Source organism: Methylobacterium litchii, assembly GCF_038442315.1.
GTDB classification, from domain to species: domain Bacteria; phylum Pseudomonadota; class Alphaproteobacteria; order Rhizobiales; family Beijerinckiaceae; genus Methylobacterium; species Methylobacterium litchii.
This window is the reverse complement of record NZ_JBBXMY010000002.1, coordinates 99,256-113,886: the sequence shown is the minus strand read 5'-3', so window position 1 is coordinate 113,886 and position 14,631 is coordinate 99,256. Positions and strand designations below refer to the sequence as shown.

21 protein-coding genes and 1 pseudogene are annotated in these 14,631 nt (G+C 65.9%); 20 read left to right on the top strand and 2 right to left on the bottom strand.

Annotated elements, in window-relative coordinates; genetic code table 11:
* The first annotated feature begins 5 nt into the window (after positions 1-5).
* From AAHF99_RS05435 to AAHF99_RS05385, 11 genes are read left to right on the top strand one after another with little or no spacing between them, the layout of a single operon-like run.
* Positions 6-710 carry a lambda exonuclease family protein gene (locus AAHF99_RS05435; protein WP_342163023.1) on the top strand — a complete coding sequence of 235 codons (705 nt, stop codon included), beginning with the start codon at positions 6-8 and terminating at the stop codon, positions 708-710.
* On the top strand, positions 707-1,336 hold the full coding sequence (locus tag AAHF99_RS05430; protein WP_342163022.1) for a hypothetical protein: 630 nt from the start codon (positions 707-709) through the stop codon (positions 1,334-1,336). Before AAHF99_RS05435 ends, AAHF99_RS05430 begins: the two co-directional genes overlap by 4 nt.
* A complete protein-coding gene (locus AAHF99_RS05425; RefSeq protein WP_342163021.1) occupies positions 1,336-1,809 on the top strand; it encodes a hypothetical protein in 474 nt (157 codons plus the stop codon). The genes AAHF99_RS05430 and AAHF99_RS05425 overlap by 1 nt, the downstream gene beginning before the upstream one ends.
* Positions 1,809-2,258, top strand: coding sequence for a hypothetical protein (locus tag AAHF99_RS05420; RefSeq protein ID WP_342163020.1), 450 nt, complete (start codon positions 1,809-1,811; stop codon positions 2,256-2,258). Before AAHF99_RS05425 ends, AAHF99_RS05420 begins: the two co-directional genes overlap by 1 nt.
* A gap of 10 nt (positions 2,259-2,268) precedes the next feature.
* Entirely contained in the window at positions 2,269-2,754 is a 486-nt protein-coding gene (locus AAHF99_RS05415; RefSeq protein ID WP_342163019.1) for a hypothetical protein, read from the top strand.
* A complete protein-coding gene (locus AAHF99_RS05410; protein WP_342163018.1) occupies positions 2,751-2,921 on the top strand; it encodes a hypothetical protein in 171 nt (56 codons plus the stop codon). Before AAHF99_RS05415 ends, AAHF99_RS05410 begins: the two co-directional genes overlap by 4 nt.
* On the top strand, positions 2,914-3,447 hold the full coding sequence (locus tag AAHF99_RS05405; RefSeq protein ID WP_342163016.1) for a hypothetical protein: 534 nt from the start codon (positions 2,914-2,916) through the stop codon (positions 3,445-3,447). Before AAHF99_RS05410 ends, AAHF99_RS05405 begins: the two co-directional genes overlap by 8 nt.
* A complete protein-coding gene (locus tag AAHF99_RS05400; RefSeq protein WP_342163015.1) occupies positions 3,440-3,658 on the top strand; it encodes a hypothetical protein in 219 nt (72 codons plus the stop codon). Before AAHF99_RS05405 ends, AAHF99_RS05400 begins: the two co-directional genes overlap by 8 nt.
* Positions 3,651-3,950, top strand: coding sequence for a hypothetical protein (locus AAHF99_RS05395; RefSeq protein ID WP_342163014.1), 300 nt, complete (start codon positions 3,651-3,653; stop codon positions 3,948-3,950). Before AAHF99_RS05400 ends, AAHF99_RS05395 begins: the two co-directional genes overlap by 8 nt.
* A 10-nt stretch (positions 3,951-3,960) precedes the next feature.
* Positions 3,961-4,266: a hypothetical protein gene (locus tag AAHF99_RS05390; protein WP_342163013.1), complete on the top strand. Its 306-nt coding sequence runs from the start codon at positions 3,961-3,963 to the stop codon at positions 4,264-4,266.
* The gene (locus AAHF99_RS05385) at positions 4,263-4,490 is read left to right on the top strand and encodes a hypothetical protein (protein ID WP_342163012.1); all 228 of its coding nucleotides are present in this window, start codon (positions 4,263-4,265) and stop codon (positions 4,488-4,490) included. Before AAHF99_RS05390 ends, AAHF99_RS05385 begins: the two co-directional genes overlap by 4 nt.
* Before the next feature lie 47 nt (positions 4,491-4,537).
* Here the strand turns inward: AAHF99_RS05385 and AAHF99_RS05380 are convergent, their stop codons facing one another.
* Positions 4,538-5,776 (bottom strand): RNA-guided endonuclease InsQ/TnpB family protein, encoded by a 1,239-nt coding sequence (locus tag AAHF99_RS05380; protein ID WP_342163445.1) that lies wholly within the window; start codon positions 5,774-5,776, stop codon positions 4,538-4,540.
* A 1,363-nt stretch (positions 5,777-7,139) separates the two neighbouring features.
* Here AAHF99_RS05380 and AAHF99_RS05375 point away from each other — a divergent pair.
* From AAHF99_RS05375 to AAHF99_RS05340, 8 genes and pseudogenes are all read left to right on the top strand, one after another.
* Positions 7,140-7,361 (top strand): annotated as a pseudogene (locus AAHF99_RS05375) (hypothetical protein); the annotation flags it as partial.
* The gene (locus tag AAHF99_RS05370) at positions 7,361-7,759 is read left to right on the top strand and encodes a hypothetical protein (protein WP_342163011.1); all 399 of its coding nucleotides are present in this window, start codon (positions 7,361-7,363) and stop codon (positions 7,757-7,759) included. The pseudogene AAHF99_RS05375 and the gene AAHF99_RS05370, both read left to right, overlap by 1 nt.
* Entirely contained in the window at positions 7,752-8,312 is a 561-nt protein-coding gene (locus AAHF99_RS05365) for a hypothetical protein (RefSeq protein WP_342163009.1), read from the top strand. The genes AAHF99_RS05370 and AAHF99_RS05365 overlap by 8 nt, the downstream gene beginning before the upstream one ends.
* The gene (locus AAHF99_RS05360) at positions 8,305-8,544 is read left to right on the top strand and encodes a hypothetical protein (protein WP_342163007.1); all 240 of its coding nucleotides are present in this window, start codon (positions 8,305-8,307) and stop codon (positions 8,542-8,544) included. Before AAHF99_RS05365 ends, AAHF99_RS05360 begins: the two co-directional genes overlap by 8 nt.
* The gene (locus AAHF99_RS05355; protein ID WP_342163005.1) at positions 8,531-8,758 is read left to right on the top strand and encodes a helix-turn-helix domain-containing protein; all 228 of its coding nucleotides are present in this window, start codon (positions 8,531-8,533) and stop codon (positions 8,756-8,758) included. The genes AAHF99_RS05360 and AAHF99_RS05355 overlap by 14 nt, the downstream gene beginning before the upstream one ends.
* 198 nt (positions 8,759-8,956) lie before the next feature.
* Positions 8,957-10,120 (top strand): site-specific integrase, encoded by a 1,164-nt coding sequence (locus tag AAHF99_RS05350; RefSeq protein ID WP_342163004.1) that lies wholly within the window; start codon positions 8,957-8,959, stop codon positions 10,118-10,120.
* 753 nt (positions 10,121-10,873) lie between these two features.
* Complete coding sequence (locus tag AAHF99_RS05345) at positions 10,874-11,581, top strand: hypothetical protein (RefSeq protein ID WP_342163002.1); 708 nt, start codon at positions 10,874-10,876, stop codon at positions 11,579-11,581.
* A 113-nt stretch (positions 11,582-11,694) separates the two neighbouring features.
* Positions 11,695-12,027: a hypothetical protein gene (locus AAHF99_RS05340; RefSeq protein ID WP_342163001.1), complete on the top strand. Its 333-nt coding sequence runs from the start codon at positions 11,695-11,697 to the stop codon at positions 12,025-12,027.
* A gap of 83 nt (positions 12,028-12,110) precedes the next feature.
* On the opposite strand, the gene AAHF99_RS05335 is transcribed toward AAHF99_RS05340, so the two are convergent.
* Entirely contained in the window at positions 12,111-12,332 is a 222-nt protein-coding gene (locus tag AAHF99_RS05335) for a hypothetical protein (RefSeq protein WP_342162999.1), read from the bottom strand.
* Between the two features lie 448 nt (positions 12,333-12,780).
* Here AAHF99_RS05335 and AAHF99_RS05330 point away from each other — a divergent pair, with 448 nt between their 5' ends.
* Positions 12,781-14,613 carry a hypothetical protein gene (locus tag AAHF99_RS05330; protein WP_342162998.1) on the top strand — a complete coding sequence of 611 codons (1,833 nt, stop codon included), beginning with the start codon at positions 12,781-12,783 and terminating at the stop codon, positions 14,611-14,613.
* Positions 14,614-14,631 lie beyond the last annotated feature (18 nt).

Sequence of the window (14,631 nt, the reverse complement as noted above, 5' to 3'; positions counted from 1 at the left end):
GCGCGATGGCCACCGCGACCGCCTCCACAATCCAGATTTACGAGGACCTGTATCAGGGCAGCGACGAGTGGATCGCCGCCCGGTGCGGGATGCTCACCGCGAGCGAGATGCACCTGATCGTCACGCCGACCTTCAAGGCGGCCAAGAACGAGAAGGAGCGCGCCCACCTCTACGAGCTGCTGGCCCAGCGCATCACCGGCTTCGTCGAGCCCCACTACATCAGCGACGACATGCTGCGCGGGCACGACGACGAGGTCGAGGCCCTCGGCATCTACGCCCAGCACTACGCGCCCACCGAGCACGTCGGCTTCATCGTCAACGACAAGTGGGGCTTCCGGATCGGCTACTCGCCGGACGCGCTCGTCGGCCGCGATGGCCTCGTCGAGGTGAAGTCCCGGCGGCAGAAGTTCCAGATCGAGACCTTCGTCACCCACGCGGTGGCGGGGACGATTCCGAGCGACTTCGTCATCCAGATCCAGACCGGACTGCTCGTGTCCGAGCGGTCGTGGTGCGACTTCGTCTCGTACTCGGGCGGCCTGCCCATGGCCGTGATCCGGGTCTTCCCCGACGCCGCCGTGCAGGACGCGATCATCACCGCCGCTGCGGCCTTCGAGGACCGGCTGGCCGAGGCGCGCGACCGCTACGAGCTCGTGCTCGCGAACACCCGCGCCGTCCCCACCAAGCGCATCAACCGTGAGATCGTGCTGTGACCGACCTTTCCCAGACCATCGCCCCCAAGAGCACGCAGCTCAACGCCGACGATCTGATCGGCGGCCCCCGCACCATCCTGATCACGAAGGTGGCCCGCTCCACCGAACCGGATCAGCCGATCGCGATCAACTTCGAGGGCGACGGCGGCAAGCCGTATCTGCCGTGCAAGTCGATGCGCCGCGTCCTCGTGACGGTGTGGGGCAACGACGGCAACGCCTACGTCGGCCGCAGCATGACGCTGTACCGGGACGACAAGGTCCTGTTCGGCGGCATCGCGGTGGGCGGCATCCGCATCAGCCACATGACCGGCCTCGAGCGCGAGATGACCCTGGCGCTTACGGTCACGAAGGCCCGGCGCGCTCCCTACGTGGTGAAGCCGCTGCGCGTGGAGCAGGCACCACCGCCGCCGAAGAAGACCAGGGCTGAGTTCCTGAACGAGGCCCGCGCCGTAGCGCGCGAGGGGTCGTTCGCACTGGCCGAGTGGAAGGCGACCTTCAACGAGCGGATGCGCACCGTACTCGACGAGATCGGGGACGAGCTCGCGACGATCTCGGAGAATGCTGACGCCGAAGCGGACAGCGCGGGCAGCAACGGCGGCGCCGGCCTTAAAGAAGAGGTCGTCTGATGGCCCGCCCCGAACGAACCCTCGCCGACGGCCGCACAGTAGCGGCCTTCAAAAAGTGGTTGATCAAGGCCGGCGCCGAGATTTTGCCGACAAAGGGCGAATACGAAGTCCTGCGCTTCCGGGGCGGCGGTGTGCTGTCCGTGGCTCATTGCAGTCCAAAGGCCCGCGTGTGGTTCCAGGGCGGGGCTGAAGAGGCATTCGAGGCGTATCTCGACGGCACGCCGTGCCAGTTCACGCGCGCCGAAGAACTGCCGCCGGTCCTCGACAGCATCGGGCCGGACAGCGGCCGGATCATCTTCGACATGGCCACCGAGGGGCCCGTCACCATCGCAGCCATCATGGACCGGCTGAGGGTCACGATGGGCGCCGCGTCCGCCTTCCTGAGTACCGAGACGGCCAACGGCCACCTCACCCGATCCGGGGGAGGTCGCGGTGATGCCTACCGCTGGGAAATTACGAGGAGCGCCGCCTGATGACTCGCACCCCGCAGCAAGCCGCCGCCGAGGCGATCTTCGACGCCTACGAGGCGCGCAACACCCTGACCGAGGCCGAGCGGGCGATGAAGCCCGCCGAGCTCGCGGCCGCCCGCGCCATCGCCGCGATGGAGGCCGCCGCCCAGGCCGAGGAGGAATCCAACGGCTGGGATTGGGCCGTCGTCGAGGTGATGGGCCACCGTCGCCACGTCGGCCGCATCCGCGAGGAGGAGCGCTTCGGCGCCAAGATGATCCGGGTGGACGTGCCGATTGACGGCGACCCGGTCGCGAAGGGCTGGCGGACGCACTTCTACGGCGGCGCCTCTCTGTTCGGAATCACGCCCTGCACCCGCGAGGCCGCGCTCAAGGCGAACAAGCCCTACGAGCCTCCGGCCCGGCTGGCGCTGCCGCGTCGTGAGGAAGACGACGCCGACCCCATTCCCTTCTGAGGCCGAACCGATGCACGCACGGATCGAACTGACCTACGCAGCCGAGCGCAACATCAAGGGGATGGATCGAGGGCAACGCGAGCGGCTGGTCCGCCTGCTGCCGTCCGCCGACATTCCGCTCGATGACGTGGTGCCGGAGAAATGGGGCTTCGGCTGGGAGGGCCGCGAGTTCACCGTCGACCTCTCCGACATCGGCGTGAATCTGATCGAGATGGGCGTCACCTTCGAGGTGAAGCGGTTCTCGTCCTGTTACCGGGTGGCTGAGCCCGGCAGCGCCGGCCCTGGCACGACGAACAATATCCAGATCGCTATTCCGAACCTGCTGCTGTTCGCGGTCGACGAGGTGCTGCTGCTCGAGGATTCCTGCACCGACAGGCTGCAGGACCACCTCACCGAAGGCTGGCGCATCCTAGCGGTCTGCCCTCCAGCAGCTCAGCGGCGACCCGATTACATCCTGGGTCGGCAGAAGGCCCTGAGTGCGGGAGGCGGCCGATGATGGTCCACCGCTCGACCACGCGCCCGCCACCGCCGAAGCGCGACCGGTTCGCCGGGGAGATCCGCAAGGCGCTCGGCGAGGCCAAAGCCCGCAGGGGCCGCGTCACGCTCGCGATGGTGCGTGGGCTGAAGGAGCAGGACCAGGCGGGAGGGCGGGCCCATGGCTGAGCCCATCAACCTCGCGGCCATCATGGCCGGCCGCCTCCGCGACGCAGGCCACCTGAACTACGGCAAGCGCGGTGGCGGCACGATCTGGCAGCACACCACGATCCCGCGCCTCCAGGCCATCGACCGGCCGACGCTGAGCGTCGAGGAGACGGACCGGGTCGGCGCGACGCGGATGCGCGAGTGGAGCGTCGACGGCGGCAAGGGCGGAAGCATTGAGGACGCCATCGTGGCGCTCAACGTGCCGCCCGTGCTGTCGCTCGGCGAGTTCGTCGTGCTGGCGAAGGTGCCGGCCGAGTTCGACTGGCTCCGCGCGGTCCAGGCCAGGATCGCAGGCATCGCGGAGGAGGACGCTCCGACCTGCGTCAACGACCACCCGCGCTACTGCGCCGTCACCGAGGCCCTGATGCGGCTGAGGCACGTCGGGCTCGTGCGGCTGGAGCAGCGGCCCGTCGAGAAGCGCGGCGAGTTCGGGCCGCGCACCATGCCGATGATCTGCCGCACGCAGGGGGGGGCCGTCCATGGGTAAGCGCATCAGGCTGTGCGAGGCCTTCCACGCCGAGGCCGGGGAAACGCCCGGCCACCTGCACGACGTCTACACCACTGCGCCGCCGCTTCACGGCAATCGACGCCTGCACGTGGGGACGCTCAGCAGGGCAGCCGTTGAGGCCTGGGCTGCCGTGGAACGGGAACGCCGGCTCCTGATCAAGCTGCGTAAGCGGGAGGCCGCTCATGGCTGAGCACCCGATCCTCTCGCTGTTCCTGGCCGAGGCAGAGAGCGGCAAGGCCACGGCCCGGTCGCTGGCGGTGCTGTACGCGCTGCTGATGGCGGCGGGCGAGCAGATCGATCCGCGCGACTGGCGGCGGATCAACGACGCGGTGAGCGCCGCGCTCAGCTTCGACACGGCTCGCAAGATCGACCGCTTCCGCAAGGTGGCGGCCGAGATCGATGAGGCGGTGGCCCTCCGGCAGATGACGATGAACGGCTTGGCGGCGGCCGGTGCGCATCCCGCGCCGGCTCGGGTGCAGTGAGGACCACCGCATGAGCGCCGAAACCCTCATCACCGCCGCGCACCGCCTGAACCGTTTCTTCCGGGTGGACATGCGCAACGGCCTCGTCGTGGACGAGACGATCCTCGCCCACCTCACGCTCACCCGCGAGATCGAGCTCGCCCGCAAGGGCAAGCCGCACGACCCGGCGCCGCTCGTGGCGGCCGTGAACGCCGCCCGAGACTTCGCGATCGACACGTCCGAGCACGGCGGAATGGTCTCCGCGCAGACCGAGATCAGCTTCGACACGCTGGACAAGGCGATCCGCGCGGCTGGCGGGCGGGAGGCGGCCGAATGACCCGCCGCCTCGCCAGCCTCGACCAGATCAGCCTCGACCTGATGATCGCCGGCACCAAGGCGGCCGGCGTCCGTCGCACCAAGGCGAACAATCAGGCCTGCGCCGGTCTGCAAATCGCGATCCGCGAAGCCCTACGCGCCGTCCTGCCGCCCGACGACCCCCGGCGCGATCCCGAATACCCGTTCGCCCGCCCCGCATCCTCATCCTCGAACCTGACGGAGTAGAGCCATGCCTTGGTGGCGAAACACCAGCGCAGCGGGCTTAGCATCCCCTAAGCCGACAAAAGCTTAGGTTCATCCAGACTTTTTAAGTCCTTCAAAGTTGACGCTTCACAGGGCCGCTTATGCAAACCCTCCACGCCCAGCAACGGTGTGCTCCACCGCCGTTCGATATTGATCGCAGCATTGATGTCCGCGTGCGCGGTGTGACCACAACTGACGCATTCAAAGCGCGCTTGGCTCTTGCGGCTTCTCGCGTCAATCACTCCGCACGCCGCGCAGGTCTGCGACGTGTATTCAGGCTGAACGGTCACAACCAGACCGCCGCGCTCCTCCATTTTATATGTAAGTATTGTCTGGAACTGATGCCATCCAGCGGCGAGTATTACTCTGTTCAATCCGGATTTTTGGCGGACATTCCGCCCAGGAGCGGTAACCGTCCCCTTTGCGCTGGCGGTCATATTCCGCGTTTTGAGATCCTCAAGAACCGCTACGCCAAATCGTCTGGATATATTCAATGCCGCGTTGTGATGAAAACTGCGACGAATACGAGCTTGTTTTGCTTGAATTCGAGCGATACGCGCATGGATGCGACGGTAACGTTTCGATCCTCGCTTTCGTCTCGCAGCAACTCGCTGGCTCAACCTCTTCCTGAGTTCCAGCTTCTTCAAACTATCGGGAAGCGCCATCGTCTCACCACTAGACAGCGCAAGCGTTGTAGTAACTCCGCGATCAATGCCGACCGTTGCGACCGGCGGTGCTGGTGTTTGATGTTCTATCTCACTAACGAAGCTTATGAACCACACGCCGTTCTTATGACAAACCGTAGCATTCTTGATCGTTCCGCGCAGTTCTTTGGTGCTTCTGAATTTCATCCAGCCGATTTTGGGCAGCCTAACCAAGGACCATTTTTTGTTGAGTGGCTTGATGGACAGATCTCTGCCCTTTGTCCGGAAGCTATCGTTTTCACCCTTCCTTCTAAAGCTTGGGTAGCCTGCGGTTTTTTTGAAAAAAGCCTCGAAAGCAGCATCAAGATCACGCGCGACTTGATGCAAGCACTCGCACGGAGTCGCCCTGACCCAATCGAACTCCGCACGCAAAGCCGTAATTTCTCGTCCTTGCGTGGTAAAACTAATATTGCCTCCGGTAACTCTTTTGAACTGTCGGCGCCAAACTTGTCGCTGTTCAAGGCAAAGATTATACACAAGGCGACAAACACCTACAAACTGGGACAGTTGTTCTTCCTGCTCCAGCGACGGCGAAAGCCGGTATGTAGCGCCCCGAATGATCATTGCGCTCAAAACTAACCAATCCGCATGTTTTTCTCAACTGCTCAGGAGCTTCGCGATGAACTCAATTGCAAACGGCGGCGGGGGAGAGCGCTACTCGGTGCTCAGGGCCGACCACAGGCGCCGCATCCAAGCCATCGGAGCCGCGATCAGCCGCCGCGACTGGCCCGCTGTCGAACAGTCTCACGCCGAGATCCGTGACGCCTTTGACCGGCCTGACATCTACGATCCCGCCGCCCCGACCGCGAAGGGCGGGACGACATGGCGGCCGATGAATACGGCGCCGAGAGACGGCAAGACCCAGATCGTCGCGAAGCACAAGCCGAACGAGCACACACCTGACGGCTGGATCGCCACGATCACGATTGACCCTGACGACGGAGAGTATCGCTGGGGCGGCCTCGACACGATCAAGCACTACAACGGCGACGCGCTGATGCACGGCTTCCACGGCGTGTGGACGGGCTGGCTCTACCCGCAAGAAGTCGCCTCCCCACCCCCGCCCGCCGGGGCTGCTGCCTCGCTGGATACCTGGGAACTGGCCGAAGAACGGAAGCGGGCCGACCTGTTCGTTGCCAAACTGAACGAGGCCGAAGGCTACGCGACGCGGCTGGCGCAATCGCTATCCGACAAGCACTTCCTGAACCCAGACTGGCGCCCGCTGCCCGACCTGTACGGCGTGCTGACCCAGATCGACAACATGACGACGGGCCTCGTTCGCAAAGTTGACCCGCCCGCCGGGGCTGCTGGCGGCGGCTCGGGCGATCTGGCCGAGCTAAGCGTCAAAGCTACACCCGGCATGGCCCGCGCGCTGATGGATACCTTCAAACTGCGCGTCGGGCCGGAGGACTCGACGTTTCAGAACGAGTTCACGACCGTCGCGGTCTGCTCAACCTGCGACAGGGCTCACGCGAACCTGATTTTCCTCGCCGGGCTCTGGAACGCCTACCGCTCCGGCCGTCTGATCGAAGTCCCCATTACGAACTTCGCTGATCATGTGATGGCGAAGTTGAAGGCTTCAGTTCCCACCCCCGATCTGGGGGCACACGGCGAGCCGGTGGCGCGAGACGATCCAAAGGAGCCGGGCTACTGGAAGCACCAGCAAGCCGACTACCTCTGTCAGCGCGACACCGAGAGCGACGAGGACTGGATTGATCGGCTGAGGCGGCACTTCGCCCCCGCCGCGCCCCGAACAGGGAGCGGAGTGTCGGTGGAGGAGATCGAGAAGCTCTGCGACCGGCTCGACCGGCTGAACACCATCAGCGAGCCGCAGGCGTGCGCCGACGTGATGGACGAAGCGCGGTTGATGATCCTCACCCTCTTTGCCCAAGCCCCTGGTGACGGTGGGGAGACGCAGGGCGTGGGGGCGCCCTTTGCTACCGGCGCCCGCGTTCGCAAGACGAAGGGCTCGTCGTGGCAGGGCCGCGTCTGCGGCTTCTACAGCACCGACCTGACACCTTATGGCGTCTGCGTCGAAAGCGAGCGCGAACCGGGCTCAGTGCAGATCTATCCCGCCAGTGCACTTGAACCCACCCCGCCCTCCGGCGTGGAGACGATCCGGCAGGACAACACGAGCGGGGGGAAGTGATGGGCGATCTCACCTTAGACGAGCGCGCAAGATATGCGGCACAGCGCGCCCGTGAACAGGTAGCCGAGAAGCACTTCTTCGACGCCGCGCAGCCATTCTTCCCGCTCGGCTTCTCAGTGTTCCAGCGCAACCCCGGCCACTGGGATGTGACTGCCACTTCCTGCCCTGGTCAAGCGAGTGCGTGGCTTGCTGCTAATCCGACCGGCCAGACCACCGCAAAAGACGGCCAGCGTGAAAGGGCCTTCCGCATCCGTGGCGAGCGCGGAGCAGTGACAGTCTACGACGAGCGGTGGAACCCACACCAGCCCCATCCACGCGAACCCATGATCTTCCGCAGCGTGACTGGCGCGATGCTCTGGATTGTCGAGGAGATGATGCAGGAGCCCTCCGATGCCTGACGCCCCCGCCCCAACCCGCGCCGAGGAAGGGCGGGAGTACGTTCTGATCAAGCGCGGACTCTATTGGCGCCCGAACGGTCATGGCTACACCGGCCTGCTGTCGGAAGCCGGGCGATATTCGGCTTCGGAAGCCGCTGCTCACGCGGACCACGACAACGACAGCACGCGGGCATGGCCAGCCGACCAAGCGGGAGAGTTCGCGCCCTCCTGCTGGCAGGAGACAATGCTGGCGTTCCGCACAAAGGAACGAGACGAGGCTCTAGCCTGCGCCGCTCAGGCCGAAGCCGAGGTCGCCCGGCTCACCGCTGAGAACGAGCGCCTGCGCATCGCCTTTCACGACGCGACCCGCCGGCCGCTCGGCGTCACACCTGACAGCGGGGCCGAGTTCTACGACCAGCGGATGGCGGACGAGGCCGAGGAACGGCGCGTGGCCCGCTCTCGCCAGACCGTGCTTCGCGGGCTGTCCCGTGAAGAAGTCGAGGCGCGGGCGGCAGCCCTTGGCGATGCTCAACGTCGCGAGCGTGATGCTCGAAGGGGAGGCGCAGATGCTTGACCTGCTCTCGAACCCGCACCTGACAATCTGGGCGACGGCGATCATCGTCGGCGCGGCGGCCTCCCACTGCACTGCCATCCTGAGCACGTACCTCGCGGAGGCCGCACGGACGAAGCGCGATCAGGCTGACGCCGCTCGTGATGTCGGGCGCGCCGCCCTGATAGCCGCGCACGCCTACGCGGCCCGTCAATCGGCGCCGGCCCGCGATGGAGGCTTCGATGACGGCCGCTGACCGCCTCCTTGAAGTCTTGGCCGGCGCGGCGCCCACCGGCATGTCCAGCGCGGAATTGTGCAAGGCGACCGGCCTCGGCCCAGCCCGTGCCTTCCCGGCGCTGCACGCCCTCGAACAGCGCGGCGCGATCTCGTCCGAATGGGAGAAGCCGGAGCCGGGATTCGAGCCACGCCGCCGGCTCTACTGGATCGCGGGAGGCGCCGATGCCCCGTAGCGCGCGAATCCCCGACCGGGCCGAGGTCACGGACGACACGCCGTTGCGCCTGGACGTGGCCGCAGCCATCGCTTTCCCTGGCGGCGCGATGACCGGCGCCGGCCTGCGCCGAGAGGCGGCCCGCCAGCGACTTGCCGTCTCGCGCGTGGCGGGGAAAGACTGGACCACACTTCGTGCGATTGCCGAGATGATCGAGCTATGCCGCGCCGCTCCGAAGGCCCCCACCTCAAGCTCGAACGAGCGGAGACCGATACCCAAGGTCGGATCACCCGGCACGCGTCATGGATCATCCGAGACGGAAGACGGAAAATCCGCACAGGCTGCCGCGCTGATGAGGCTGGAGCGGCTGAAAAGCGGCTCGCCGCCTACATCGCCGAAAAGCACGAGCCCGCGCGCGAGAGCGATCGTGACCCCGCTCAGGTCTGGGTCGCGGACGTAGTTTCGGTCTACCTCGACGACATCGCCAGCAAGAAGGCCCGGCCGAAGGAGATCGCGGGCCGGCTCGGCAACGTCCTCTCGTTCTTCGAGGGCAAGCGCCTCTCCACCGTCACCGGCCGCGCCTGCCGCGACTATGCCGAGCATCGCGGACTCGCGGTCGCCCGGCGCGAGCTTGAGGACTTCCGAGCGGCGATCAATCACTACCACCGCGAGGGCCATCTCGCCTCGCCCGTGCCGGTGGTGCTGCCGGAGCGCGGCGCGGCCCGAGAGCGGTGGCTCACACGCTCCGAGGTCGCCAAGCTGATCTGGTCGGCGTGGCGATACCGAGAAGTGCAGAAGGGCCACGCCACCGGCCGCCGTTCGCGCCAGCACGTCGCCCGTTTCATCCTCGTCGCGCTCTATACCGGCACCAGGGCCGGCGCGATCTGCGGTGCCGCCATCCGGCCGACCGTCGGCAGCGGCTACGTCGATCTCGAACACGGCACCTTCTACCGGCGGGCACCGGGATCGCGGCAGACCAAGAAGCGGCAACCGCCCGCGCCGCTGCATCCGAGGCTCCTCGCCCACCTGCGGCGCTGGGAGCGGACCGGCATTGCCGAGCGCTTCGTCGTCGAATGGCAGGGCAAGAGGGTAGGGCGGATCAACAAGGCCTTCCGCGCGACGCGCGAGGAAGCGGGCTTCGGCGCCGACGTCATCCCGCACTCGTTCCGGCACACGGCGATCACGCTGGCCCTTCGTGGCGGCTGCCCACCGTGGGAGGCCTGCGGCTACTTCGGCGTGACGCTGGAGGTCCTGCAGGACGTCTACGGTCATCACTGCCCCGAGCACTTCCAGGGCGCCCTCAAGGCCATCGGTGGGCGTATGAGTACCGGGACGCCTACCGGGACGCTATCCCGTGCACCGAACGTGAACAAAGCGGGCTGATCACTTGCGCTTCCCTTCGCAGAAAAGCGGCAGGAACGCACGGAAACGCGTTCGGGACGTGGGGGTCGCAGGTTCAAATCCTGCCACTCCGACTAATCTTTCCCGAGATTTTGCCCCAAGCCGTCCTTTGCAGCGCGCCGCTTTAGGCAAGAAAAAGCCCGCACGGTGAAATCCGGGCGGGCTCTTTGCGATCAGCGAGTGCGAGACGCGCTTAGAAGATCCCGGGACGCCCATACCCGTAGCCGCGACCGTAGCCACGCCCATACCCACGGCCGTAACCGTAGCGGTGTCCGTAGCCACGGCCGTAACCGTAGCCGCGACCACGGAAGTGCGGGCGGCCGTAGCCCCGGGGGCCGTACCCGAAGCGGGGGCCGCCATACCCGTACTGCACCTCGTGCACCGCACTCGCCGTTTCAGGGACAGCGCCGACGCCGATCTGAGCCGCGGATGCCTGGACGGGCGCGAAAAGCATGCCGGCCGCAAACAAGCCGGCCGTGAATGTCGGTACGTTGAACAATGGCTTACTCCGGGCCCCACCTGCCAACCTGCGGTGTGGGCATAGACAAACCCGCCAGCTTGTCGGAGCGTTCCGGTTTCGCATCCGCCTTGCTGTGTAGGCGGGATCGTCTCTCGATGATCGCTGCCGCGGGCTGCCAATTTGCGCCCGAGATCCTCCGGCGAAACGCCTGCGCCGGGCGCCCGATACGACAAATTTTATAGTGAACCATTCATCAAAACTGGGATTGATGGGTCATGGAGGTCGCCATGACAATACGTCGTCGCCTGATCACCGGAATGGGTCTTTGTTGTGCTTTAGCGGCGCCAGCCCAGGCGCAGGACCAGCATAGAACGACTATAAACGACCCATTATCGACTGAAAAAGTGCCTAATACGACGGCAGTCGGCCAGACCAAGCCGCCAAGCCGCGATGCAAGCCCAACCTCAATAAAAGCAATCGACAAACCGACTTCGCGCCAAGTCGTCGATGACGCCATCACATCGAAGGTTTGTACGGGGTGCCGGCGCGATCCAGCCACGACCGGAACGCTATCGACGCCGCCAGCCCCGAAAGTGGCGGAAGAAAAGCGGGATGTGAAGCTCGATGAGCTTCACGCGCTCGCTCCGCCGCAGAAGCAGTCCGATCTCAACACGGTCGAGCTCGCCTCCGCGCACCGGGAGCAAGCAAAGTCGATGGAGGAAAAGACCGACGGGCTTTGGCAATCCTGGCTTGTGTCGGTCTGCGAAGGGTGCGGTGATCAGAAGCCCGCCCGGGCGATGCGGTTCGAAGAGTGGCCCGCCCGCGATGCCGCGTTGAAACCGGGATCGGATCAGAAGAAGACGGCGACCGCGAAACCGCACCCGGCCGGCGACGTGAAGGCCGTTGCTCAACGTCATGGCGCCATCGAAGCGGACCTGTCATCCGACAATCTGGAGTCGATCCGTCGTATGCCGGAACGATGACGATCCCGCCTCGTGGCACCCTTTGGTCGGCGTAGGCGGGGTAACTCGGCAGTTCGAATTCGAACCGCTTTCCACCTTGAGCGTTCCCAGGTCGCAACGAGGAGGAAGGCACCATGAAGGTAATCTCTACGACCATTTTGGGTTTGGCCCTGCTGAGCGGCCTGACCCCGGCGTTGGCGCAGCCCTATGGCGGACGTGACTACGGATACGACCGGCGCGATTACGACGGCCGTGATCGCGATTACGATCCCCGTGACCGGCGTGGCTACGACCGGGACTATGACCGGGGCTCGCGCGGCGGGCGCGGCGACTTCGCGTTCGATGAGCGCGAGTATCTGCGCTGCAATCCCGACGTGCGCCGGGCGGTCATGGGCGGACAGATGAGGTCCGGTCTGTTTCACTACCAGACGTCGGGACGCCGCGAAGGCCGTCGCCTCAGCTGCTGACCGAGCCGTTAGCCCTCTACAATCGGCACGCCCGGCGATACTGTCGCCGGGCGTGCCGTCAATGCAGCAATACGCTTCTAGATTCAGCTGTACCCGATCTCCATTCTGTAAACGTAAAAGATCGAGTCCTTCAACTTGAACCAGCGTTGATGCGTCATCCGGTCGAATCCGTTGACGCGGTTCGATTTGGCGATGGACCGGACCAGTCGGTTGGCTAAAGCCACGCTGTCGATGTCGTAAGCGACCAGTTCCGGCGGACGCCCCACGTCGCCTTTTCGTTCCTTGATGAAAATTGAGTGCGGCATGCTTGTCACCGGCAAACAACGCGATGCCGGTCAACCTACAACCTGTGAGCGAGTTCACGGAGCGCGCAGGCAGAGTAAATAAAATGCAAAAATAGACGTCTTTGGTGGGGCGTGCCGGGATATATATGTGATTCAAGTATGTATTATCGTGGATTTTGCATTCAGACCCTCCTCGCAGCGCAGGATAACGTCTTATTCCCGGCAATTAGGGGCAAAGTGATAACCCTCTATTTACTACAGGAACCGTCCAGAGGCGCAGCTTCTGCAACTCAAAATTGAATCGGGAGGTTGGGCGGGGAAACTGGAGGCTTTGATGTCCACATCTCCACTTTCCCTTCTCGGTTCGTCTTTGCGATCTCTGGAATGGCTCGGCGGGCCGGGCGCATTCCTGTCTTCGACCGCTCTCTCGACATCACAATTGGGGAGCCTCGGTCCGATTGCGTCCCTCGTGGAAGGAGCGACCGATACTGGGTCCGGCAATGCCGATCCGTCGGCGCTCCCGGATGCCCTTTCGGCGCCGGCCAACGAGATCGTCCTCGACACCCATGCGCAGCTTGAGACCGTTGGCCATGAGGTCGCCCCCGCGAATGGGCCGCTTCATGGGCTGACGGCCCTGGGCGAGACCATCGGGCTCGGCCATCTCGGCGAGAACGGCAATCTCCTGACCGATCTCGGCGGCGTCGCCGCGAACCCAGCCGATGCCGGCAACCTCGCTCCGATCCTGAACGATGCGGCAAGCGTCGCCACGAGTGCCAATGGGCTGGCCGATACGGTCGCAGCGGCGCCCGCGGCCGGTAACGGCCTTGTCGGCAGCGGCAGCGTCCTTGCGCCGGCGGAGACGATCCTCAATCAGGCCGTGCTCCAGACCCATGCCACCCTGGAGGAGGCTGGGCATCAGAACCCCGTGCTCAATGCGCCGCTCCATGCGGTGACGGGCCTCGGCGAGACGGTCGGCCTCGGCCATCTCGGTGAGGCGGGCACGCTGCTGACCGATCTGTCGACGCTGCCCGGCTCCGTCCTGGGCGGCGGCGGGCTGACCTCGGTGAGCCCGGTGCTGACCGATCTCGCCCATGCCTTCGGTGCAACCGACACGCTGGTGGGCTCCCTGACCGGGACGCTGGGCAATGGCGGCCTTCTGGCCGGCGATGGTCCGCTGGCGCCGATCACCAGCCTTGCCAATTCCGGCATCCTCAATCTCCACACGACCCTCGAGACCGTGGGGCACGAGGTGGCGCCGCTGAACGATACCATCCATGGTCTGACCGGCCTCGGCGAGACCATCGGGCTCGGCCATCTCGGGCAGAGCGGGACCCTCCTCACCGATGTCGCGGCCCTGCCGGGCGGGCTCGTCGAAGGGCAGGGGCTGTCCGCGCTATCGCCGATCCTGTCCGATACCGGCGCGGTAGCGGGCGCGGCCGGCACTCTCCTCGGCGGCGTCACCGGCCTCGCGAGCGGTCTCGGGGGCGCGGGAACGCCTCTCGGCGGAACGGGCAGCCTGCTGGGTCAAGGCGCTCCGGCGCAGCCCGTGACCGATCTGGCCAACCAAGTGATCGACGGGGTGCACGCGAACCTGGAGCAGGTCGGCCACGCCATGCCGGTCCTCAACGATCCCGTCCATTCGGTGATCGGTCTCGGCAACACCCTCGGCCTCGGGGAGCTGGGCGAATCCAGCAACCTGCTGACCGATGCCGCGAACCTGCCCGGTGCGGTTGCGGGCGGCAACGGGACCCAGGCCATCGGCCAAGCGGTCGCGGATGCCGGGCATGGGGTCGAAGCAGCGAGCGGGGTGATCGGCTCGGTGACGGGCCTCCTCGCCAATGCCGGATCGGGCGGCGCGGGGACTCCGCTCGGCGGCCTCCTCGGGGGGCTGACGGGCGATGCGGCGGGAAGCCATCCGCTGGTCGATCTCTCGGCCGGCCCGGCGACGGCGACGCCCGCCGCCGACGTCGCCGTCCTGTCGCCGGGCACGGACGCCTCCCACACCGTCCAGGCGAGCGCGTTGACCGCACCGGCCGGCGAGCCGAGCGCGGTCAGCGCCAACCTTCTCACGGGGGACCACATCGCCTTCCCCGCGACCGGCGCCACGGCCGATTCCCTCGTCGGGCAGCTCCACGACATCGTGCCGGTGGCGACGGCCGCTCCGGCAGAGGCTGGAGCCTCGCACGACCTGATGGGCGATCTCGGCCTCGCCTCCCTCGACCTCGGCGGCCATGCGCAAGCGGCTCATGCCGATCCGATGGCGCATAGCGCGACGACGGGCATCCACCTGCTCGGCCTCTGAGCCCCGGAGCCCCCGCCA

What these genes read in the sequence shown, in the direction of transcription:
- AAHF99_RS05415 (WP_342163019.1), top strand. Translation starts at nt 2,269, where the DNA reads ATGCACGCACGGATCGAACTGACCTACGCAGCCGAGCGCAACATCAAG.
- AAHF99_RS05410 (WP_342163018.1), top strand. Translation starts at nt 2,751, where the DNA reads ATGATGGTCCACCGCTCGACCACGCGCCCGCCACCGCCGAAGCGCGAC.
- AAHF99_RS05405 (WP_342163016.1), top strand. Translation starts at nt 2,914, where the DNA reads ATGGCTGAGCCCATCAACCTCGCGGCCATCATGGCCGGCCGCCTCCGC.
- AAHF99_RS05400 (WP_342163015.1), top strand. Translation starts at nt 3,440, where the DNA reads ATGGGTAAGCGCATCAGGCTGTGCGAGGCCTTCCACGCCGAGGCCGGG.
- AAHF99_RS05395 (WP_342163014.1), top strand. Translation starts at nt 3,651, where the DNA reads ATGGCTGAGCACCCGATCCTCTCGCTGTTCCTGGCCGAGGCAGAGAGC.
- AAHF99_RS05435 (WP_342163023.1), top strand. Translation starts at nt 6, where the DNA reads ATGGCCACCGCGACCGCCTCCACAATCCAGATTTACGAGGACCTGTAT.
- AAHF99_RS05385 (WP_342163012.1), top strand. Translation starts at nt 4,263, where the DNA reads ATGACCCGCCGCCTCGCCAGCCTCGACCAGATCAGCCTCGACCTGATG.
- AAHF99_RS05340 (WP_342163001.1), top strand. Translation starts at nt 11,695, where the DNA reads ATGAAGGTAATCTCTACGACCATTTTGGGTTTGGCCCTGCTGAGCGGC.
- AAHF99_RS05420 (WP_342163020.1), top strand. Translation starts at nt 1,809, where the DNA reads ATGACTCGCACCCCGCAGCAAGCCGCCGCCGAGGCGATCTTCGACGCC.
- AAHF99_RS05355 (WP_342163005.1), top strand. Translation starts at nt 8,531, where the DNA reads ATGACGGCCGCTGACCGCCTCCTTGAAGTCTTGGCCGGCGCGGCGCCC.
- AAHF99_RS05390 (WP_342163013.1), top strand. Translation starts at nt 3,961, where the DNA reads ATGAGCGCCGAAACCCTCATCACCGCCGCGCACCGCCTGAACCGTTTC.
- AAHF99_RS05370 (WP_342163011.1), top strand. Translation starts at nt 7,361, where the DNA reads ATGGGCGATCTCACCTTAGACGAGCGCGCAAGATATGCGGCACAGCGC.
- AAHF99_RS05335 (WP_342162999.1), bottom strand. Translation starts at nt 12,332, where the DNA reads ATGCCGCACTCAATTTTCATCAAGGAACGAAAAGGCGACGTGGGGCGT.
- AAHF99_RS05350 (WP_342163004.1), top strand. Translation starts at nt 8,957, where the DNA reads ATGCCGCGCCGCTCCGAAGGCCCCCACCTCAAGCTCGAACGAGCGGAG.
- AAHF99_RS05365 (WP_342163009.1), top strand. Translation starts at nt 7,752, where the DNA reads ATGCCTGACGCCCCCGCCCCAACCCGCGCCGAGGAAGGGCGGGAGTAC.
- AAHF99_RS05360 (WP_342163007.1), top strand. Translation starts at nt 8,305, where the DNA reads ATGCTTGACCTGCTCTCGAACCCGCACCTGACAATCTGGGCGACGGCG.
- AAHF99_RS05345 (WP_342163002.1), top strand. Translation starts at nt 10,874, where the DNA reads ATGGAGGTCGCCATGACAATACGTCGTCGCCTGATCACCGGAATGGGT.
- AAHF99_RS05380 (WP_342163445.1), bottom strand. Translation starts at nt 5,776, where the DNA reads ATGATCATTCGGGGCGCTACATACCGGCTTTCGCCGTCGCTGGAGCAG.
- AAHF99_RS05425 (WP_342163021.1), top strand. Translation starts at nt 1,336, where the DNA reads ATGGCCCGCCCCGAACGAACCCTCGCCGACGGCCGCACAGTAGCGGCC.